The following is a 19,659-nucleotide window of genomic DNA, read 5'->3' as shown; positions in this document are numbered from 1 at the left end:
CACTGACCGTTCCACGCCGCGGCGTTTCCGACTTTTCAGGCGATCAAGCTCAGTTGCAGGCCGCGACGCTGCCCGCGGCAACGCCCGTGCAGACTTCGTCCTTCTTGATCCAGCCGGCGTCGATGACGAGGTTGAGATTGTCCTTGGTGATGGCCACCGGGGTCAGGAACAGCGACTTGACGGTGTTGCCGCCAGGCGTCGTGAAGTCCTTCACGCCGGCGATGTCGGTCATCTTCTTGCCGTCGGCGAGTTGCGAGGCGATCTCGGCGGCGTTCTTGCCGAGTTCGCGCGCGTCCTTCCACACCGACACGGTCTGGGTGCCGAGCGCGATGCGGTTGAGCGCGGCGTGGTCGCCGTCCTGGCCGGAGACCGGCACGGTGCCGGCGAGCCCCTGCGCCGTCAGCGCCGCGACGACGCCGCCGGCGGTGCCGTCATTGGCGGCGACCACGGCGTCGACCTTGTTGTCGTTGGCGGTGAGGAACTGTTCCATGTTCTTCTGGGCGTTGGCGGGCAGCCAGCCGTCCGTATAGGCTTCGCCGACATTCTTGATCTTGCCGCTGTCTATGGCCGCCTTCAGCACTTCCATCGAGCCCGAGAACAGGAAGTCGGCATTCGGATCGGCGCCGGAGCCCTTGATGAAGACGTAATTGCCCTCAGGCTTCACCTTGAACACTTCGCGGGCCTGCATGCGGCCAACTTCCTTGTTGTCGAAGGTCAGGTAGAAGACGTCCTTGTTCTCGATCAGGCGGTCATAGCCGACGACCGGAATGCCCTCGTCGAGCGCCTTCTGTACCGCCGGGCCGATGGCCGACGCGTCCTGCGCCAGGATGATCAGCGAATTGGCACCCTGCGAAATCAGGCTCTCGACATCGGTCAGCTGCTTGCCAGGATTGGACTGCGCATCGGCGGAAATGTACTTGTCGCCCGCGGCCTCGATCGCCTTCTTCATGGCGGCCTCGTCGGTCTTCCAGCGCTCCTCCTGGAAGTTGGACCACGACACGCCGATAACCTTGCCCTTCGCCTGCGCGACCGACGCCAGCGTCAGCGACATGGCGACACCCGCCAGAATGGCGACTGTGAATCTCTTCATGATATCCTCCCTGCGCCGCGTGTGGCGCGACCAAACTGGCCCTAAGGCCGGCACAAAGGCTCTAATTTTTTCGAGCCTCGAAAAAACACTGGTCCATCGCCGGAACACTGTCAACATCGATTCTGACGGATTTTGAGGTGCCGGAAGCCTTTTTTCGAGCCCCGCAATAAATAATGACAGCCCCAGCCGCTTCTGCCAGTATTCGACCCGTTGCCGGAGGTGTTCGAGGGGGCGTCAAGAACCGCGGCGACGGGGAGGAAATCATGTCGGTCGGAATCCGCCACGACGATCTGCGCCGGCGCAACCGCGCAATGGTGATTGGAGCCGTGCGCCGGGGTGGCCAGCCCTCGCGCACCGAGATCGCCGCCACCACCGCCCTGAGCCACTCGACCATATCGGCGATATCAGCCGACCTGATCGGCGAAGGTATCCTGAGCGAAGGCAAGCCGAACGAGGCCGGCTCACTGAAACGCGGCCGGCCGCAGGTGGGCCTTTGTCTCAACCCCGAGGCCGCGGCGGTCATGACCGTGGTGCTGTCGCTGAATTTCCTCTCCGTCGCCGTCATCGACTACGCCGGCCAGGTGATATCGGAGGAGCAACGCCGGCTGGACACGCTGACCATGTCGCGCGAGGCGCTGATCGGCGAATGCGTGGCCATCGTCCGACGCCGCCTCGAGGATCCCGACCTCGATGTCGCCAGCATTGCCCGCATCGCGCTGGCGATCCAGGGCATCACCGACACCGAGGCGCGCGCCATGCTGTGGTCGCCGATCACGCCGCAGACGGACATTGCCTTCGCCGATATACTCGAAGCCGAATTCGGCATCCCCGCCACCATGGAGAACGACTGCAACATGATGGCTGTGGCGCTGCGCTGGCGCGACCCCGAGCGCTACCGCGACGACTTCATCGCCATCCTGCTCTCGCACGGCATCGGCATGGGCCTGGTGCTGAAGGGCGAGCTGTTCACCGGCACCCATTCCTCAGGCGGCGAGTTCGGCCACATGATCCATCGCCCCGGCGGCGCGCTCTGCCGCTGCGGGCGGCGCGGCTGCGTCGAGGCCTATGCCGGCAACTATGCCATCTGGCGTAATGCAGGACAGATGGGTGAGGACGCCAAACCGGTCGACGTCAGCGACGCCGACATGCGCGCATTGGCGGCCACGGCGCGCGAAAGAGACGGACCGGAGCGCGAGGCCTATCGCAAGGCCGGCGAGGCGCTGGGCTATGGCCTTGGCAGCTTGTTCGCGCTGATCGATCCGGCGCCGGTTGCGATGGTCGGCGTCAGCGCCGCCGCCTTCGATCTGATCGAGCCGGCCTTGCGTGAGGCCATCGCCCAGACCGCCGGCGGCCAGCATTCGACGTCGATTTCCTTCGATACAGAGCTGAACGAATTGCCGCTGATCCGCGAGGGCTGCGCCATGCGCGCGCTCACCTTCGTCGACCAGGAGATCTTCGCGCCGGGCGTGCAGGTGAGATCCGGCAAGAACGTGGCCTGATCTCAATCCTCGCGGATTGCGTAGCCCGCGCCACGGATGGTGCGTATCACATCGGGCATGCGGCCATTGTTGACCGCCTTGCGCAGGCGGCCGACATGCACATCCACGGTGCGCTCGTCGATGTAGATCGTCTCGCCCCAGACATTGTCGAGCAACTGGCTGCGCGAGAACACGCGGCCGGGATGGCGCATCATGAATTCGAGCAGCCTGAACTCGGTCGGTCCGAGCCGGATCTCGCTCTTCTTGCGATAGACCCGGTGCGATTCGCGGTCGAGCACGATGTCGCCGACCTTGAGCACGCTGGACAGCACTTCCGGTTTGGCGCGGCGCAGCAGCGCCTTGACCCGGGCCATGAATTCCGGCGTCGAGAACGGCTTGACCAGATAGTCGTCGGCGCCGGTCGAGAGGCCGCGCACGCGATCGCTCTCCTCGCCGCGCGCCGTCAGCATGATGATCGGCAATCGCTCCGTCTCGGGCCGCATGCGCAGGCGCCGACAGAGTTCGATGCCGGAAACCGCCGGCACCATCCAGTCGAGCACCAGCAGGTCGGGCACGTTTTCCTGGAGGCGTATCTCGGCTTCGTCGCCGCGTGTCACCACCTCGACCTGGTAACCCTCGGACTCCAGGTTGTAGCGGAGGAGCACGCCCAGCGGCTCCTCGTCCTCCACCACCATGATGCGTGGCGCGATCATCGATCGATCATCCCTGCCGTCAAGCCGCCGGCACCGACATCGCCGTCTCGTCCTGCTTCGGACGGTTGGCGGGCAGTTGCGTGCCGGTCAGCACATAATACGCATTCTCGGCGATGTTGGTCACGTGGTCGCCAATGCGTTCGAGATTCTTGGCGCAGAACAAAAGATGCGTGCAAGCCGTGATGTTGCGGGGATCCTCCATCATGTAGGTCAGGAGTTCGCGGAAGACCGAAGTGTATTTGACGTCGATGCGTTCGTCGTCATTCCTGAGCTTGGCGAGGGCGGCGGCATCGCCGGCCGCATATTCCTCGACGACGCCCTGCACCTGGATCAGCACCAGCTGCGCCATGGAGTCGATGGAATGCGACAAGTCGCGCGGCGTGGCGGTGAGGCCGACCGAGCCGACGCGCTTGGCGATGTTCTTGGCAAGGTCGCCGATGCGTTCGAGATCGCCCGCCATGCGGATCGAGCCGACGACATGACGCAGATCGTCGGCCATCGGCTGGCGCTTGGCGATCAGGGTAATGGCGCGATCATCGAGTTCGCGCTGGCGCGCGTCCATGATGGCGTCGTCGGAGACGACGCGCTGTGCCAGCGCGTTGTCGGAATTCAGCAGCGCCTTGGTGGCGCCGCCGACCATCGTGCCGGCGAGATCGCCCATGTCGCTGATCAGCCTGCTGATCTGCCCGAGATCCTCGTCGAAGGCTGCGACTGTGTGTTCGGCCATGATCCTGGTCCTCGTATGCGTGAGATCAGCCGAAGCGGCCGGTGATATAGTCCTGCGTGCGCTTCTCGCGAGGCGACGTGAAGATCTTCTCGGTCTTGTCGAATTCGACCAGCTCGCCCAGATACATGAAAGCCGTCTGCTTCGAGACGCGCGCGGCCTGCTGCATGTTGTGGGTGACGATGACGATCGTGTAGTCGGCCTGCAACTCGTCGATCAATTCCTCGATCTTGGCGGTCGACAATGGGTCGAGCGCCGAGGCCGGCTCGTCGAGCAGGATGACCTCCGGCTTGACCGCCACGGTGCGGGCGATGCAAAGCCGCTGCTGCTGGCCGCCCGACAGGCTGAGGCCGCTGGCGTTGAGCTTGTCCTTGACCTCGTTCCACAGCGCGGCGCGTTTCAACGCCTGCTCGACACGGCCGTCCATCTCGGCCTTGCCGATCTTCTCATAGAGCCTGACGCCGAAGGCGATATTCTCATAGATCGACATCGGGAACGGCGTCGGCTTCTGGAACACCATGCCGATCTTGGTGCGCAACAGGTTGAGGTCCTGCGAGCGGTCGAGAACGTTCTGGCCGTCGAGCAGCACCTGACCCTCGGCGGTCTGCTTGGGGTAGAGCTCGTAGATGCGGTTGAAGACGCGCAGCAGCGTCGACTTTCCGCAACCCGACGGTCCGATGAAGGCCGTCACGCTGCGCTCGGGCAGCGACAAGGTGATGTCCTTCAGCGCCTTCGACTGGCCGTAGTAGAAATTGAGGTTCTTGACCTCGATCTTCGCCTTGGCGGCTGCCTCGGCGGCAATCGTCATGTCTGGAGACAACATCTGGCTCATTTGTCCTCTCTGCGTCCGGTCAGGCTGCGCGCAAAGATGCTGAGCGCGAGAACCGTCAATGTGATTATGAGTGCGCCGGTCCACGCCAGTTGCTGCCACTCCTCGTAAGGGCTGAGAGCGAACTGGAAGATGGTCACCGGCAGGCTGGCCATCGGCGCATTGAGATTGCTCGACCAGAACTGGTTGTTGAGCGCTGTGAAGAGTAGCGGCGCCGTCTCGCCGGAAATGCGGGCAATGGCCAGCAATATGCCGGTGACGATGCCGGACATCGCCGCGCGGTAGGCCACCGAACGAATCACCACCCAGCGCGGCGCGCCAATCGCCGTGCCGGCCTCGCGCAAAGCGTTCGGCACAAGGTTGAGCATGTCCTCGGTGGTACGCACCACGACGGGAATGACCAGGATGGCCAGTGCCACGGCACCGGCGATGGCCGAGAAATGCCCCATCGGCCGCACCATCAATTCGTAGACGAACAGGCCGATGATGATTGAGGGCGCCGACAGCAGGATGTCGTTGATAAAGCGCACCACGGTGGTGAGCTTCGAAAAGCGGCCATATTCGGCCATGTAGGTGCCGGCCAGCACGCCGATCGGCGTGCCGACGACGATGCCGATAATGGTCATCACGATGCTGCCGTAGATGGCGTTGAGCAGGCCACCGGCATCACCGGGCGGCGGGGTCATTTCCGTGAACACTGAGAGCGAAACGCCCGACAGGCCCTTATAGAGCAGCGCGCCGAGGATCAGTGCCAGCCAGGCAAGGCCGATGCCGGCGGCGATGACGCAGAGCGTCATCATCACACCGTTCTTGCGCTTGCGGCTCTGGTGAAGCGATGCGGCTGTCGACATCGGTCAGACTCCGGTACGGGCATCGATGCGCATCAGCATGTAGCGGGCGATGGCAAGGATGAGGAAGGTGATGACGAACAGGATCAGACCGAGCGCCACCAACGAGGAGGTGTAGAGATCGCCGACGGCTTCGGTGAATTCGTTGGCGATGGTTGCCGAGATCGTCGTTGCCGGCGCGAACAGCGAGGCGCTGATCCGGTGGGCGTTGCCGATGACGAAGGTGACCGCCATGGTTTCACCGAGTGCACGGCCGAGCGCAAGCATGACGCCGCCCATGATGCCGATGCGGGTGTAGGGGACGACGACCCGGCGTGTTACCTCCCAGGTCGTGCAGCCAATGCCGTAGGCGGACTCCTTCAGCACCGGCGGCACCGTGTCGAACACATCCTTGGTGATCGAGGTGATGAAAGGCAGGATCATGATGGCCAGGATCATCGCCGAGGTCAGCAGGCCGATGCCATAAGGAGGCCCGGCGAACAGGCTGTTAAGGCCGGGAATGCCGTGGAACACGTTGATGATGAAAGGTTGCACTGTCGTCTGCAGGAACGGTGCCAGCACGAACAGGCCCCAGATACCGTAGATGATCGAAGGAATGCCGGCCAGCAGTTCCACCGCCATGCCGATCGGGCGCCGAAGCGGACGCGGGCAAAGCTCGGTAAGAAAAATGGCGATGCCGATGCCGAGCGGCACAGCGATCAGGATGGCGATGGCCGAAGTGATGATGGTGCCATAGATCGGCGCCAGGGCGCCGAATTTCTCGGTGACGGGATTCCAGCTCTCGGTGGTCAGAAAGGAGAAGCCGAAGGTCGACAGTGCCTGCCAGGAACCGGCGAACAGCGAGACGGCGACGCCGCCGAGCAGCACCAGCACGAGAATGGCGGCGGCGCGGGTCAGCCCATGGAAGATCGAATCGGTCAACGCGAACCGTCTGACGGTGGCGTCGCGTGAACCTCGAACGGCTGGCAAGGCTTCGTGGGCAGCGCTCATGTCAAGCTCGGCTCTTTGTGTTGAACGAAAAGGAGCGCCGCGGGGCGGCGCTCCTCCAGAAAGATATTACTCGCCGGCGTAGACGGGCTTGCCGTCGGCCTTGATGTCGGCCTTCCACGAAGCCTTGATCAGGTCGACGACGCTATCGGGGATCGACACATAGTCGAGCGCCTTGGCGGTTTCCTTGCCGTCCTTGTAGGCCCAGGCAAAGAACTTGAGCGCTTCGCCGGTGGCCGCGGCATCGTCCGGGGTCTTGTGGATCAGCACCCAGGTCGAGGCAGCGATCGGCCAGGTGGCGTCGCCCGGCTCGTTGGTGATGATGACGTTGAAGTTCTTGGCGCCCTTGAAGTCGGCGTTCGAAGCAGCCGCGCCGAAGGATTCGAGCGACGGCTCGACGACCTTGCCGGCGGCGTTCAGCATCTTGGAGTAGGAGAGATTGTTCTGCTTGGCATAGGCATATTCGACATAGCCGATGCCGCCGTCGGTCTGCTTGACGGTGTTGGCAACGCCTTCGCTGCCCTTGGCGCCGACGCCGGTCGGCCATTCGACGGCCGTATCCGAGCCGACCTTGTCCTTCCAGTCGGGCGAGAGCTTCACGAGGTAGTCAGTGAAGTTGAAGGTCGTGCCCGAGCCGTCCGAACGATGAACGACGGCGATAGCGGTCGACGGCAGCTTAAGGTCCGGGTTCAGGGCCTTGATCGCGGCATCGTCCCAGGTGGTGATCGCGCCGAGATAGATCTGGGCCAGCGTCTTGCCGTCGAGGACGAGTTCGCCCGGCTTGATGCCCGTGAGGTTGACGATCGGCACGATGCCGCCCATCACCATCGGGAACTGCACGAGGCCGTTCTTTTCCAGATCGGCGTCGGACATCGGCTTGTCGGTGGCGCCGAAGGTCACGGTCTTGGCGATGACCTGCTTGATGCCGCCGCCCGAGCCGATCGACTGATAGTTGAGGCCGATGCCAGTATCCTTCTTGTAGGTGTCGGCCCATTTGGCGAACACCGGATAGATGAAGGTCGAGCCGGCGCCGGAAAGGTCAGCTGCCATTGCTGCGGAAAGGGTGAGGGTGGACGCCGCAGCCATTGCAATCGCAACGGCCGCCGAGCGGATGAAATGTCTCATGTGGCCTGCTCCTGTTCGGAAGATGGTCTCTCGGCGCCACTTCTTGCCGGCGCCGCTGAGGCCAATAGCCTTCGATTATAACAGTCGCATGACAGTTTCATGTCAGCCCGGTAACGCGTTGCCGGCAACGCGAAAGACGCTGATCTCGGGCGCTCGCGGCGCGGTCCGAGTTTGCCGCCGGAATCAGGGGCTTGAGCCGTCCGACGGCTGGAATCACCACGGACTCGACCAGGCTTTTCCCAAATGAAGAAAATCCGGACGGGAGCGCGTTGCTCGCAGCCAGAGCGTGTCATGGCCGGGCCATCGCCAAAAACAGGTCCGTTGGGGTAGAGTGACACTGTTTCTTGCAGGCGGTCGCTGCTCCCGCCCGTAACTGAGAAGAGCGGAATTCGATTTCGCTATTGTTCCGGCTGGACACGGCCTTTGATATGGCGCGATCGCACCATAGTCATTGCACGCAGCGGTAGCAGCGAATCTCCGCTGATTCCTTGTTGCCTCCCCGGATCCTGCAATTCAGGCGACGCGGGCTCTATCCCGCGTTGCGGTGGACCTGACGGCCGGCGCCGACCCAGCGCTCGACCTTCTCGAGCAGGGCCCTGGGGCTGATCGGCTTGGGCAGATAGTCGTCCATGCCTGCCTCCAGGCAGCGCTCGCGGTCGCCCTTGAGCGCATGCGCGGTGACGCCGACGATCGGCACATGCGTGCCGGTCTCCTGCTCCAGCAGGCGGATCGCGGCCGTCGCTTCGAGACCGCTCATCTCCGGCATCGAGACATCCATCAGGATCATGCACGGATTGAGCGTACCGAAGGCGTCGAGCGCCTTGCGGCCATTGCCGACGATCTCGAAGCCATAGCCGGTCTCGCCGAGGATTTGCGTGAACACCATCTGGTTCACCTCATTGTCCTCGGCCACCAGGATATCCAGCCTGTGCCCGCCGGCCGTCGCGGGCAGCCTGGGGCGAACCTGTGGCGGCTGCAATTGCGCGCGCTGCTCGGATGGTGCCAGGGGCGGCGGCCGGGACGCCTCGGGCGCCTCGCCCGTGAGCGGTTGAACGGCGTGGCCGCTGGTGGCGTGGCGATGGCGCTGGATGGTCGCGACCAGCGTTTCCAGGAGCACCGAGGAGCGCGCCGGCTTGATCAGCTGGGCGTCGATGCCAAGATCGCGGTAGCTGGTGTTGGCAAGCGACTGGTCGACCGATGTCAGCATGATGATCGGCGTGTCCGCGAGGCCCTCGGTGTTGCGCACGATACGCGCCATTTCGGCGCCGCTCATTTCAGGCATCTGGTAGTCGAGCACGACGCAGTCGACCGCCACGCCATAAGCTGCCGCGGCGATCAGCACCTTGAGACCTTCGGCGCCGCTTTCGGCCGCGCAGGAATCGAACGTCCACGAGGTCATCTGCTCGGTCAGGATGGCGCGGTTGACGGCGTTGTCATCGACGATCAGCACGCGTGCGCCCGTCACGTCCACCGGCGTGATGCGCTGCCCGCTCTGCTGCCCGGCCCCTGGCAACGTTACGGTGAACCAGAAGGTCGACCCCTTGCCTTCGGCGCTCTCGACGCCAATGTCGCCGCCCATCAGGTCGACCAGCCGCGAGGTGATGGCAAGGCCAAGCCCGGTGCCCTCGTGGCGCCTTGTCGAGGACGTATCGACCTGGCTGAATTTCTCGAACACCAGTTTCAGTTTTTCCTCGGGGATGCCTATGCCGGTATCGGTGACCGAGATCGTCAGCCTGGTTCCCGTTGGAACCCGTTCGCCGGTCACGTCGACCAGCACGTGGCCTTCATCGGTGAACTTCACCGCATTGCCGAGCAGGTTGGTGACGATTTGCCGGATGCGGCCGACATCGCCGATGAACAGACTTTCGAGCCGTGGCTCGATGCGCACGATGAGCTCGAGATCCTTTTCCTTGGCCCGTGTCGATACCAGCGTCGCCACGTCCTCGATCGCCTCGGCGAGATTGAAGGGCGCCGGGTCGAGCACCAGCTGGCCGGCATCGATCTTGGAGAAATCCAGGATGTCGTTGATGATGGTCAACAGCGCGTTGCCCGATTTGACGATGATGTCGGTGAATGTCTTCTGCTTGGGATCGAGATTGGATTTGGCCAGGAGTTCAGCCATGCCCAGTACGCCGTTCATCGGCGTGCGGATCTCGTGGCTCATATTGGCGAGGAACTCCGACTTGGCGCGGTCGGCGAGCACGGCGCGCCGGCGCGCCTCGCTGAGCTCCGCCTCGCGCTGCTTGAGTTCCGTGATATCGGTGGTCGAACCGATCAGGTAGAGCGAACCGTCGGAGGCGATCATTGCGCCCTTGCGGGCGAACTGATGCCTGACGCTGCCGTCTGGAAGGCGCACCGTCTCCTCGATCTCCTGGGTTTCACCTGTACGCAGCACGGCGAGATCGCTGGCCACGAAGGCCTCGCCATCCGGCCCGAAGATCTCGACGTCGGTTTTGCCGATCGCCTCCTGCTTGCTGAAGCCGGTGAGATCGCACCAGCCCTTGTTGACATAGAACTGCCTGAGATCGGAGCGCTTGGCGTAGATCGACACCGGCACGTTGTCGATCAGGCTGCGGAACACCTCGTTCTCGCGCATGCTCTCTTCCAGAGCTTGCTCGCGCGCCTTGACGTCGGTGATGTCGGTGCTGGATCCGACCAGATGCACCGATCCGTCCGTGGCCACCAGGCGGCTCTTGCGCGTCATCAACTGCCGCACCGTTCCGTCACGATGGGTGACGGGCTCCTCGACCTCGCGCACATTGCCGTTCGTCACGACATCGGTATCGTCCTGGCTGAAGCCCTCCGCTTCCTCGCCGTTGAACAGCTGACGGTCGGCCCGGCCGATGACGTCGTCCTTGGCGAGACCCGTCAGCGCGCACCAGGCCTTGTTGACGAATTCGATGCTCAGGTCCTGCGCCTTGATGAAGGCGGCTACCGGCAACTCGTCCATGACATGGCGGAAGAGATCGATCTGGCGCATCGAATCATGAAGCGCCGCCTCGCGGCTCTTGAGGTCGGTGATGTCGACGCGCACCCCGATGAACGTGCCGTCGCCTGTGCGCATATCGTAGACCTGGTACCAGCGGCCATCCGCATTGAGGCGCTCATAGGAGGAATTCGGCAGACGGTAACGCGCCAGGATGCCGTCAAGCCAGCGTTCGGAATCGCCTTCGTACAGGCTGTCGATCCCAGGATCGCCACTCGAACGGAAATAACCCACCGAATGGCCGAACTCCAGCGCTTCGCGGAAGGTGCGACCGGGCTGCCAGAAAGGCTTCAGCGCCGGCAACGTATCCTGCAGCCTGTGGTTGGCGAAGACGAACTTGTCGTCGCGGTCGTAGATGATGACCCCCGCCGGCAGCGATTCCAGCACGCTGGCGAGATGCTTGCGCGCATCTTCGGCTTCGGTCTCGCGCCGCTTCATGTCGGAGATGTCGAACAGAAAGCCGGCGACATAGTCGCGGCCGCTTGCCATGCGGACGCGGTTCTTCCTGACGATACGCGAACGGATGCCGCCGCCGGCCTCGAAGCTTTCTTCCACTTCGTATTGCTGTCCGCCGGCCAGCACCTCGCGTTCGCTGCTTTCGAACAGCGCGACCTCGTCCGGCCCGAGGAAATCGCTTCCCGGCCTGCCAAGCATGGCTTGCGGCGCCTGCTTGAACAGCGCCGCGAAGGCCTCGTTGACGAAGACGAAGCGCAGATTGTCGTCCTTGACGAAGATCGGATCCTTGACCCCGTTGATTACTGCTTCCGCCAGCCGCGCCTTTTCCAGCGCTTCGGCAAGTTCGGCCTCGCGATCCTTCATGTCGGTGACATCGACATAGGAAATGAACCGCTTGCCGCCGGCCAGCGGCGCCATCGACGAGATCAGCGTCCTGCCGTCATTGCGCGGGAACTGCCTCGCTCCAGCTGTGCCGGCTCTGATTTCAGCCTCGCGTTCGGCGACATGCCGGTGCCATGTCGCGTCGTCCGAACCATACGGGTCGATGTCGCGGCTGGCTTCCATCAGATCGAGGAAGCTGCAGCCGGTCTCGGCGCGCCGGGCGTCGATCTGCCAGAAATCGTAAAAGGCGCGGTTGATGACCTCGGCACGCATGTCGGCATCGAGGACAAGAACACCGATCGGCATCTGATCGACCATGGTGCGGAGATTGGCGAAAGTCTCGGCTATCTTGGCGTTGGCATTCTCGATTTCGGCGTCCCGCCGCTTGACCTCGGTGACCTCATAGTAGGTCAGCAGGCGTTTGCCTCCCGACAGAGCCGTGACGGAGAACATCATGGTGCGCCCGTCGGTGTGGGCAAACTCCCGAGGTGCGACGGTGCCGGCCTTGATCTCTTCGATGCGCGTGGCGAGGTAGCGCTGCCATTGCTCTTCGTCGATGTCGCCATAGATGCCGTTGCGGCGATTGAGTTCCATCAGCAGGCTGAACGGCGCGCCTACCGTCACGGCCCCGTCCGGAATCCTGGAGAGATCGCGGTAGGCCTTGTTGACGATGAGCGTATCGAGCCTGGCGTCCAGAAGCACGACGCCCATATGCATGGCATCCATCGTCCGCTCGAGATCGGCGAGATGCTGGACGGCATCGCCGCCAGCCGCCGGCTGCATGGCCTCGAAGGCGCTGGCCAGCGCGGTGACGTTGCGGCCCAGGCCGCGATAGCCGACGAATTTTCCTTCGCTGTCGAAACGCGGGAAGCCTGACGTCAGCACCCAGCTGCAGTCGGGGCGGCCCCCCTTCAGTTCGTAGACGAAGTCGCGGAACGGCCGGTGCGCCTGCAAATCCTCCAGATGCGCCGCCGCACCGCGGTTGCCCTTCAGGACCTGGTTGAGAAAATCGAAGCGGAACCGGCCAAGCACCATTGCCGGATCGATACCGGTTGCCGCCTGGTAATCTTGGGAAAGCCAGGAAAAGCGCAATTCCGCGTCGGTTTCCCAAATCCAGTCCGAGCCCGCTTCGACGAGTTGGCGCAGCGCGTCGGCGCAATCCATGTCGACGCCGGATGGCCCATCGCCGCCAGGCGCGGCTGCCTTGCCGGGCTTGCGCTTGCCGCGCACGCCGATTGCTTCGTCCGATTCCGCCATGCTGTCCCCACCCCGAAAATCAAGGCCGAACCCTCCCTCCGCGGTCCGTCGGCGGAATGTGCCGCAGAAGCATTAACGATCCGCTAACCTTAATGGCGCAACCGGCCTGTTCCTGCTGCGTTATTCCGTCCGGTTGTGGCGCGGAGCAAGGCCGCGCTATAAGCATGCACAGGGGTGTTGCTAATGTACGGACGGATAGGGCCTTTCTTGCTGGGCGTGGCGCTGCTTTTCGGCGGCGGCTGCTCTCGCAGCTATGACGGCACGGTGGTTATTCCGCGGCCGCTCGACGCCAGGCGAATCTGGGACCGGCCGCCGCCCAATGTCGACTACCAGCCGCAGGTCGACAACAGCGCCTTTCCGGGTCCACCCCAGCCTCCTGGGCGGTTTAACGAGCGCAGGGTCGTTAAGCCTGCGCCTCACAGACGGTCTCAGACCAGGGCGACAACGCCCTCTCCTCCGTCATCGGGCCCCGAAAAACAATTGGCATGCAGGAACGTAAGCGCTCCCGGCCAAAGAGTTCGCATGGTTTGCGACTAATGCATAAAAACAAAGACCTAAAGCGCGGCGCCTGAATCCGCTTCGACGCGGCGTGCTTTGGAACGGTTCGGCTCTATAGCGTTGCCGCGCCCTTCCTCGGTTCCTTGGCGCCGAGCTTGTCGAGAGCAAGCCGAACCTGGCGCAGATCGTCCTGCCAGCCGTCATCGTCGCCCATCGGGCTCTCCGACGCCGCCCGTTGCAGCCCGCGCGCCTCGGATTCGATCTTGCGCAATTCAGCGATCTTCTGGTCGGTAGTCAGGGAGCCGTCTTCGACGATCTCCAGTACCCGCATTTCCCTGAACGTGGCCATGGCGCTTCTCCCTGCCTGATATCGACCACAACGCCGGGAAGCGGGCCCCTGTTCCGAAGACGGCCGTTCCCGCGAGAACACTCGTGGGTCATTCAGCCGGGAAAAAGGCGGGGCCGACCACACGCACCGTCCGCTGGCCGGCCTCGATCGACTGGAGCTGGGTGGCCGTCGGCGGGCCGATGCGTCGAGCCTGCGATCAATCAGACGTTACCGGTGTCCGGCACTGAAACCTTTGCCCGTACTGCCGCGTTGAGGCGCAAAGGAGAACGCGCGATGTCGATGCATTTCACCGTATCGGAGCTGACAAGAAACCTTTTTCACTCCCTCGGGCTGGATCACGGGCGTGCCCCACGGCCGCTCAACCCCGAGCAAAACCTGTTACTGGAGTGCTATCTGGCCGGGCAGATTCCGGATTCGGCCTGGAGCGACTACGTCTTCGAGACCCCGGATCTGGCACGGCATGCCGAAGCACGGCGCCTGAGCCATTGATCTGCGGCGATCGGGGGAAACGACACCCGACCCGGTTCTCCGGTTCGACGAACACCCGTGCCGATGCCCGCTCCATGGCAGGCGTTCTTTGGGCGCTACCGCTATTGCTTGGGCGAAACGAATTGCTGCGTGAACACGTTGCCGGCAATCCCTTGCGACAGCTCCGGCGATAAACTCAGCGGCGTGCAATTCTTCACCGCCGCTATTGCCGCATCGATGAACGCCTTACGTGCCTTGTCGTCGCCAGCCACCTTGGCGGCGGTTGGTCGCGGCGGCCCTATCAGAGTACCGTCGCGCTTGAAACTGAAACTCAGGGTTACAGTCGAATCTCCGGCACCGGCAGGCGGTGTCCAGCAGGACTGGATCGCGGTCCCGACATCGTCCATAGTGTTGAGCGTTGCGGCAGATGCGCATACGACACCTGCCGACATCACACCCGCAATCGCCAGTTTTGCAACACGTTTCATCGCAAGCCCTCATCGTCACGACGGTCCGGCAACCCGCCGGACTGCTGTGATCGATGGTAGAGCCGACATGGGCAATGACAATATCCCTTGCCAAAAAGTTGTTCGAAGAAAGCCGACTGCGAAGCCGCCCTGGCGCCTGGCCGAGGCGAGCCATGTAGCCCGAAAAAGCAAAAAGGCCGGCACAGAGCCGACCTTTCCTTTCCGCCTCGACAACTGCGCCAGTACATCCGTGGTCGCAGGCCGAAAGCGAATTGTCCCCAGTAGACAGGCTATTGGTAAACCAAACCTTAACCTGCCTGCCGTCCCCACCCGCAAGGCTAGGAATAGATGGCCGCGATGTCCATGATTGTCGCGATAGGACGGCCTACGCGACGGCCCTGAACTCGGTTTCTGGTATCGTTCCAAGCCCGGCACACTGCGCGCATATCATGGTCTTTCCCGGGCAACCGCTTTGATGTGTCCCGTGCGGGCAGCAATACCCTTTTGAGGCACGCCATCTTGAGCAGTCGAAAACCTTTCCACCGCCATGGCAGTGCGTGCATGTCGTCCCAACAGAGGCCATTCCAAACTCTACCCGACCCAAAACCCGCGTTGCCGCGAAAGCTATCCCCGCACCGCAAGTATCAGAGATCGCAGTGCTTTCAAGCGTCGCGGCTTGACTTAAATTGGGTGGATTTGGGGTATGGGGAAGCCCCGGCCTCTCGCAGGCTTTGCGCGCTCTTTCGAGCATGCGGAGCCCATGCGGGACGGGTCCGAAACTGCAGGATTGTCTGTAGGTCAACGACAGGACCGTTGCCTGGTACGCCCAAGGGGAATCGAACCCCTGTTCCCGCCGTGAGAGGGCGGTGTCCTGACCGCTAGACGATGGGCGCGCTCAAGAAGGGGCGATATAGGCTGACGGCCGGGAAAAAGCAACTGGGGTTCGGCGGCTTTGCCGCATCGAATGAAAAGCCGCCCCCGCGTTACCGTTTCGGCTGGATCAGGTCCCACAGATTGCCATGCAGATCGGCGAAAACCGCCACCGTGCCATAGGCTTCGTGACGCGGCGCCTCGCGGAATTCGACGCCCTTGTCCAGCATCGCTGCATGGTCGCCGGCAAAATCGTCGGTTTCGAGGAAGAGAAAAACCCGGCCGCCGGTCTGGTTGCCGATGCTTTTCCTCTGCGTCTCGTCGGACGCCTCGGCCAGCAGCAGCCTGGCGCCCTGCCCGTCTGACGGCGCGACCGTGACCCACCGCTTGCCGCCGCCGAGATCGATATCCTCCGTCAGCGTAAAACCCAGCCGCTCGACATACCAGGCGATCGCCTCGTCATAGCTGGCGACGACCAGCGCCACTGTCGCGACACGACGATGTTCGGCGAAGCCGGTCATGTCCGTGGCAAATGTGTTTGCCGCATTGGCGCCTGCCTATTTGTTGCGGATCGCAAAACGGCCAATCAGGCGGCGCTCGGCGATATCGTAGACGAAGATCGCACGGCTGCCGTCGGCAAGCTCGGCGTCGATCGAAAGGCGGCTGCCCGACAGTGACTGACCGACCACCTTGGCGCCAACCGGCAGCACGATGTCCCCGCTGAGCGGTTCGCCGGCGGGCACCTGGACGTCGCCGGCCAGCGGCGGGCTCACCGGCGTTGCTTTGCGTGATTTGTAGACAATCGCCGCGATCACCACCATAAGAGCCAGAAAGAGCAGGCCGAGATTGATGGCCATGAAGCGGATGAGCTTGCCGCGCAGCTTGTCGACTTCGGGGGCGAGCGGCTTTTCCTGCTCTTCATCGGCATCGGGCCGGGCCATGGCAAACATTCCGGAATGGTTTTTCGATGAGCGCTCATAGCGAAGAGGCCCCCGAATTGATAGAGGACCTGTTGATAGAGGCCGCGCCCACCTTGCTGGTCGCCGGCGCGGATGCGGCCGGCCAACGGCTCGATCAGTGGCTGGCGGCAGCCCTTGGCCCGGACATGTCACGCAGTCGCGTGCAGATGCTGATCAGGCAAGGCGCCGTCGTCATCGACGGCAAGCCGGTCGCCGAAACCAAGCGCAAGATGCGCGCGGGCGAAAATGTGTCCGTAGCCATGCCGGAACCGGAGCCGGCGCAGCCGCAGGGCGAGAACATTGCGCTCGACGTGCTCTACGAAGACGACGAGTTGATCGTCATCAACAAGCCGGCGGGGCTCGTCGTGCACCCCGGCGCCGGCAACTGGACCGGCACGCTGGTCAATGCGCTGATTCATCATTGCGGCGACAGCCTGTCAGGCATTGGCGGGGTGCGCCGCCCGGGCATCGTCCATCGCCTCGACAAGGAGACCAGCGGCGTCATGGTGGTCGCCAAGACCGACCGTGCCCACAAGGCTCTGTCGGAGGCGTTCGCCGACCACGGCCTGACCGGCGATCTCGAGCGCGCCTACCTGGCGCTGGTCTGGGGCATACCGCAGAGGCCGACCGGAACGATCGATGCACCGCTTGGCCGCGCCTCCGACCGGGTTCGCCGCGCCGTGGTGCCGGAAGGCCGCGACGACGCACGCCACGCGGTCACCCGTTTTGCCGTGCAGGAGCGTTTCGGCGAGGGCCAGCGGGAATTCGCTGCCGCTAGCCTCGTCGAATGCCGGCTGGAAACCGGTCGCACCCACCAGATCCGCGTCCACATGGCCCATATCGGCCATCCCGTGATTGGCGACCCGGACTACGGGCTAGCCTTCCGCACCAAGGCCAATCGGCTGCCCGAACCGCTGAAACGCCAGGTCGAGGCATTTTCCCGGCAAGCTTTGCATGCATGGCTCCTTGCATTTCGGCACCCGACTACCCATCTAACGATGAGGTTCGAGGCGCCGTTACCGGGGGACATGGAGGAACTCGTCGGCGGCTTTCGCAAGCTCTGAACCTGCCATCAAAAAACCTGAGTGGCATTGTTCACTTCAGCGTGACACACTGTTTCGTGTTGAACAAATGCCTGTCTTTTCTGGTTTTGTTCCTGTATAAGATCTGTTGTCGCGAGCGAGCCTTTTGGTGTTCGCGTCACATGCCTGCCGCGTTTCGGGGGCATCACTCCAATAGAGAGGGGGCGCTATCATGGCCCAGTCATTACCCAGTATCGTTTCCGGTGAAGGCGGCCTCAGCCGCTATCTGGAAGAAATCCGCCGCTTTCCCATGCTTCAGCCGCAGGAAGAGTACATGCTCGCCAAGCGTTACGCCGAGCATGAAGACACCACGGCCGCGCACAAGCTCGTCACCAGCCATTTGAGGCTCGTCGCCAAGATCGCCATGGGCTATCGCGGCTATGGCCTGCCGATCGGCGAAGTGATCTCGGAAGGCAATGTCGGCCTCATGCAGGCCGTCAAGAAATTCGAACCCGAGCGCGGTTTCCGTCTCGCCACCTACGCCATGTGGTGGATCAAGGCCTCGATCCAGGAATACATCCTGCGCTCGTGGAGCCTGGTCAAGATGGGCACGACCGCCAACCAGAAGCGTCTGTTCTTCAATCTCCGCAAGGTGAAGGGCAAGATCCAGGCGCTGGACGATGGCGACCTCAAGCCCGACCAGATCGCCGAGATCGCCACGCGGCTGAACGTTTCCGAGGCCGAAGTGGTGTCGATGAACCGCCGGCTGTCCGGCGACGCGTCACTCAACGCGCCGATCCGGGCGACGGAAGGCGAGTCCGGCGAATGGCAGGACTGGCTGGTCGACGACCACGAAAGCCAGGAAGAGATGCTGATCGAGCAGGACGAGCTGGAAAACCGGCGCGGCATGCTGTCGGGCGCTCTGGCCGTGCTCAACGATCGCGAGCGGCGCATCTTCGAGGCGCGCCGCCTCGCCGAGGAGCCGCTGACGCTCGAGGAACTGTCGGCCGAGTTCGACATCAGCCGCGAGCGCGTGCGGCAGATCGAGGTGCGCGCCTTCGAGAAGGTGCAGGATGCGGTCAAGGCCGCCGCCAAGCGCCAGATGCAGGCGCTGCGCACCATCGAGGCACAGCCGGCGGCTTAAAGCCGGCTTCGCGCAGGAAGTAGCAGGGCGGCGTCAGGAAACTGGCGCCGCCTTTTTTGTACGCCGCAGCCGGGACGACGGTTGCCTCAAAGCGAATCCAGCGGAAATTTGAGGTAGCGCCGGCCATTGGCTTCCGGCTCCGGCAGCCGCCCCCCATTGATGTTGACCTGCAGCGCATGCAGGATCAGCCGCGGCATCGGCAATGTGCGATCGCGCGCCTCGCGTAGCGCGACGAACTCGGCCTCTGTACGCGCGGTGACAAGATGGATGTTGGTCGCCTTCTGCGCCGCGACCGTGCTTTCCCACATCGGTTCGCGCCCGCCGGCCTGGTAATCATGGCCGACGAACAGCCGGGTTTCCTCCGGCAAGGCCAGGATGCCCTGGATCGAGCGCCACAACCGCGCGGCGCTTCCACCGGGAAAGTCCGTTCTTGCCGTGCCGCTGTCGGGCATGAACAGGGTGTCGTGGATGAAGCCGGCGTCACCGATCACATAGGTGATCGATGCCAATGTATGTCCAGGCGAGAACAGCACCCTGACCGGAAGGGTTCCGATCCGGAAGGTCTCGCCCTCGGCGAACAGCCTGTCCCACTGTGAGCCGTCTGCCGGAAAGTCCGGCCAGTTATAGATCACCTTCCACAGTGCCTGGACGTCGACGACCTTGTCGCCGATCGCCATCGGCGCGCCGGTCCTCTGTTTCAGGTAATGCGCCGCCGAGAAATGGTCAGCGTGGGGATGGGTATCGAGAATCCACTCGAGCTCCAGCCCGTTTTCCCCAATGAAATCGAGCAAGCTATCCGCGCTCATCGTACTCGTCGCGCCGGATTTTTCATCAAAGTCGAGGATCGGATCGATAATGGCGCATCGCTTCGTCGCCGGGTCAGCGACGACATACTGGATGGCCCCGGTCGGCTTGTCATAAAACCCGCTGACCTGCGGCTTCGCCAAAGTTATCTGCACGTCCGGCTTCCCCAGACCTAGCCGGCAGGAACGATTTTCTCCGCCGGAA

At 63.2% G+C, this 19,659-nt stretch carries 17 protein-coding genes and 1 tRNA gene; 4 read left to right on the top strand and 14 right to left on the bottom strand.

Going from position 1 to position 19,659, the window contains the following annotated elements:
* Positions 1 to 49: 49 nt before the first annotated feature.
* Positions 50 to 1,090, bottom strand: a complete 1,041-nt coding sequence (xylF, locus tag MESAU_RS07170) for a D-xylose ABC transporter substrate-binding protein (RefSeq protein WP_015315389.1) — start codon at positions 1,088 to 1,090, stop codon at positions 50 to 52.
* A 263-nt stretch (positions 1,091 to 1,353) separates the two neighbouring features.
* Here xylF and MESAU_RS07165 point away from each other — a divergent pair, with 263 nt between their 5' ends.
* Positions 1,354 to 2,589, top strand: a complete 1,236-nt coding sequence (locus MESAU_RS07165; RefSeq protein WP_015315388.1) for an ROK family protein — start codon at positions 1,354 to 1,356, stop codon at positions 2,587 to 2,589.
* A 2-nt stretch (positions 2,590 to 2,591) separates the two neighbouring features.
* Here MESAU_RS07165 and phoB read toward each other — a convergent pair whose 3' ends face one another.
* From phoB to MESAU_RS07125, 8 genes are all read right to left on the bottom strand, one after another.
* Positions 2,592 to 3,281 carry a phosphate regulon transcriptional regulator PhoB gene (gene phoB / locus MESAU_RS07160; RefSeq protein WP_010911896.1) on the bottom strand — a complete coding sequence of 230 codons (690 nt, stop codon included), beginning with the start codon at positions 3,279 to 3,281 and terminating at the stop codon, positions 2,592 to 2,594.
* A gap of 19 nt (positions 3,282 to 3,300) precedes the next feature.
* Positions 3,301 to 4,008, bottom strand: coding sequence for a phosphate signaling complex protein PhoU (gene phoU, locus MESAU_RS07155; RefSeq protein WP_015315387.1), 708 nt, complete (start codon positions 4,006 to 4,008; stop codon positions 3,301 to 3,303).
* Between the two features lie 25 nt (positions 4,009 to 4,033).
* Complete coding sequence (pstB, locus tag MESAU_RS07150) at positions 4,034 to 4,837, bottom strand: phosphate ABC transporter ATP-binding protein PstB (RefSeq protein ID WP_015315386.1); 804 nt, start codon at positions 4,835 to 4,837, stop codon at positions 4,034 to 4,036.
* On the bottom strand, positions 4,834 to 5,685 hold the full coding sequence (gene pstA, locus MESAU_RS07145; protein WP_015315385.1) for a phosphate ABC transporter permease PstA: 852 nt from the start codon (positions 5,683 to 5,685) through the stop codon (positions 4,834 to 4,836). Before pstA ends, pstB begins: the two co-directional genes overlap by 4 nt.
* 3 nt (positions 5,686 to 5,688) lie before the next feature.
* The gene (gene pstC, locus MESAU_RS07140; protein ID WP_015315384.1) at positions 5,689 to 6,672 is read right to left on the bottom strand and encodes a phosphate ABC transporter permease subunit PstC; all 984 of its coding nucleotides are present in this window, start codon (positions 6,670 to 6,672) and stop codon (positions 5,689 to 5,691) included.
* 66 nt (positions 6,673 to 6,738) lie between these two features.
* A complete protein-coding gene (pstS, locus tag MESAU_RS07135) occupies positions 6,739 to 7,794 on the bottom strand; it encodes a phosphate ABC transporter substrate-binding protein PstS (protein ID WP_015315383.1) in 1,056 nt (351 codons plus the stop codon).
* A 529-nt stretch (positions 7,795 to 8,323) separates the two neighbouring features.
* Complete coding sequence (locus tag MESAU_RS07130; RefSeq protein ID WP_015315382.1) at positions 8,324 to 12,874, bottom strand: PAS domain-containing protein; 4,551 nt, start codon at positions 12,872 to 12,874, stop codon at positions 8,324 to 8,326.
* Positions 12,875 to 13,484: 610 nt separating this feature from the next.
* Positions 13,485 to 13,721: a hypothetical protein gene (locus MESAU_RS07125; RefSeq protein ID WP_015315381.1), complete on the bottom strand. Its 237-nt coding sequence runs from the start codon at positions 13,719 to 13,721 to the stop codon at positions 13,485 to 13,487.
* A 273-nt stretch (positions 13,722 to 13,994) separates the two neighbouring features.
* Here MESAU_RS07125 and MESAU_RS07120 point away from each other — a divergent pair, with 273 nt between their 5' ends.
* Complete coding sequence (locus MESAU_RS07120; RefSeq protein ID WP_015315380.1) at positions 13,995 to 14,210, top strand: hypothetical protein; 216 nt, start codon at positions 13,995 to 13,997, stop codon at positions 14,208 to 14,210.
* Between the two features lie 101 nt (positions 14,211 to 14,311).
* Here MESAU_RS07120 and MESAU_RS07115 read toward each other — a convergent pair whose 3' ends face one another.
* The 4 genes from MESAU_RS07115 to MESAU_RS07100 all read right to left on the bottom strand — a co-directional run bounded on the left by MESAU_RS07115 (position 14,312) and on the right by MESAU_RS07100 (position 16,467).
* Complete coding sequence (locus tag MESAU_RS07115) at positions 14,312 to 14,677, bottom strand: hypothetical protein (protein ID WP_015315379.1); 366 nt, start codon at positions 14,675 to 14,677, stop codon at positions 14,312 to 14,314.
* Positions 14,678 to 15,474: 797 nt separating this feature from the next.
* Positions 15,475 to 15,549: transfer RNA gene (locus tag MESAU_RS07110), tRNA-Glu, on the bottom strand.
* Between the two features lie 90 nt (positions 15,550 to 15,639).
* Positions 15,640 to 16,047 (bottom strand): VOC family protein, encoded by a 408-nt coding sequence (locus MESAU_RS07105; protein ID WP_015315378.1) that lies wholly within the window; start codon positions 16,045 to 16,047, stop codon positions 15,640 to 15,642.
* A 36-nt stretch (positions 16,048 to 16,083) separates the two neighbouring features.
* Complete coding sequence (locus tag MESAU_RS07100; RefSeq protein WP_015315377.1) at positions 16,084 to 16,467, bottom strand: hypothetical protein; 384 nt, start codon at positions 16,465 to 16,467, stop codon at positions 16,084 to 16,086.
* A 26-nt stretch (positions 16,468 to 16,493) separates the two neighbouring features.
* On the opposite strand from MESAU_RS07100, the gene MESAU_RS07095 reads away from it, so the two are divergent.
* Positions 16,494 to 17,549: an RluA family pseudouridine synthase gene (locus tag MESAU_RS07095; protein ID WP_015315376.1), complete on the top strand. Its 1,056-nt coding sequence runs from the start codon at positions 16,494 to 16,496 to the stop codon at positions 17,547 to 17,549.
* 190 nt (positions 17,550 to 17,739) lie between these two features.
* Positions 17,740 to 18,651, top strand: a complete 912-nt coding sequence (rpoH, locus tag MESAU_RS07090; protein ID WP_015315375.1) for an RNA polymerase sigma factor RpoH — start codon at positions 17,740 to 17,742, stop codon at positions 18,649 to 18,651.
* A gap of 86 nt (positions 18,652 to 18,737) precedes the next feature.
* Here the strand turns inward: rpoH and MESAU_RS07085 are convergent, their stop codons facing one another.
* Positions 18,738 to 19,610 (bottom strand): MBL fold metallo-hydrolase, encoded by an 873-nt coding sequence (locus MESAU_RS07085; RefSeq protein WP_041163303.1) that lies wholly within the window; start codon positions 19,608 to 19,610, stop codon positions 18,738 to 18,740.
* Positions 19,611 to 19,659 lie beyond the last annotated feature (49 nt).

The organism is Mesorhizobium australicum WSM2073 (assembly GCF_000230995.2).
Taxonomy (GTDB): domain Bacteria; phylum Pseudomonadota; class Alphaproteobacteria; order Rhizobiales; family Rhizobiaceae; genus Mesorhizobium; species Mesorhizobium australicum.
Note: the sequence above shows the minus strand (reverse complement) of the source record. Positions and strands in the feature narration are given on the sequence as shown.

Excerpts from the sequence above, each read along its gene's own strand:
- MESAU_RS07125 (WP_015315381.1), bottom strand. The coding sequence starts at position 13,721 with ATGGCCACGTTCAGGGAAATGCGGGTACTGGAGATCGTCGAAGACGGC.
- pstA (WP_015315385.1), bottom strand. The coding sequence starts at position 5,685 with ATGTCGACAGCCGCATCGCTTCACCAGAGCCGCAAGCGCAAGAACGGT.
- pstS (WP_015315383.1), bottom strand. The coding sequence starts at position 7,794 with ATGAGACATTTCATCCGCTCGGCGGCCGTTGCGATTGCAATGGCTGCG.
- MESAU_RS07115 (WP_015315379.1), bottom strand. The coding sequence starts at position 14,677 with ATGAAACGTGTTGCAAAACTGGCGATTGCGGGTGTGATGTCGGCAGGT.
- phoB (WP_010911896.1), bottom strand. The coding sequence starts at position 3,281 with ATGATCGCGCCACGCATCATGGTGGTGGAGGACGAGGAGCCGCTGGGC.
- MESAU_RS07105 (WP_015315378.1), bottom strand. The coding sequence starts at position 16,047 with ATGACCGGCTTCGCCGAACATCGTCGTGTCGCGACAGTGGCGCTGGTC.
- MESAU_RS07130 (WP_015315382.1), bottom strand. The coding sequence starts at position 12,874 with ATGGCGGAATCGGACGAAGCAATCGGCGTGCGCGGCAAGCGCAAGCCC.
- MESAU_RS07100 (WP_015315377.1), bottom strand. The coding sequence starts at position 16,467 with ATGGCCCGGCCCGATGCCGATGAAGAGCAGGAAAAGCCGCTCGCCCCC.
- phoU (WP_015315387.1), bottom strand. The coding sequence starts at position 4,008 with ATGGCCGAACACACAGTCGCAGCCTTCGACGAGGATCTCGGGCAGATC.
- pstC (WP_015315384.1), bottom strand. The coding sequence starts at position 6,672 with ATGAGCGCTGCCCACGAAGCCTTGCCAGCCGTTCGAGGTTCACGCGAC.
- rpoH (WP_015315375.1), top strand. The coding sequence starts at position 17,740 with ATGGCCCAGTCATTACCCAGTATCGTTTCCGGTGAAGGCGGCCTCAGC.
- MESAU_RS07095 (WP_015315376.1), top strand. The coding sequence starts at position 16,494 with ATGAGCGCTCATAGCGAAGAGGCCCCCGAATTGATAGAGGACCTGTTG.
- MESAU_RS07120 (WP_015315380.1), top strand. The coding sequence starts at position 13,995 with ATGTCGATGCATTTCACCGTATCGGAGCTGACAAGAAACCTTTTTCAC.
- pstB (WP_015315386.1), bottom strand. The coding sequence starts at position 4,837 with ATGAGCCAGATGTTGTCTCCAGACATGACGATTGCCGCCGAGGCAGCC.
- MESAU_RS07165 (WP_015315388.1), top strand. The coding sequence starts at position 1,354 with ATGTCGGTCGGAATCCGCCACGACGATCTGCGCCGGCGCAACCGCGCA.
- xylF (WP_015315389.1), bottom strand. The coding sequence starts at position 1,090 with ATGAAGAGATTCACAGTCGCCATTCTGGCGGGTGTCGCCATGTCGCTG.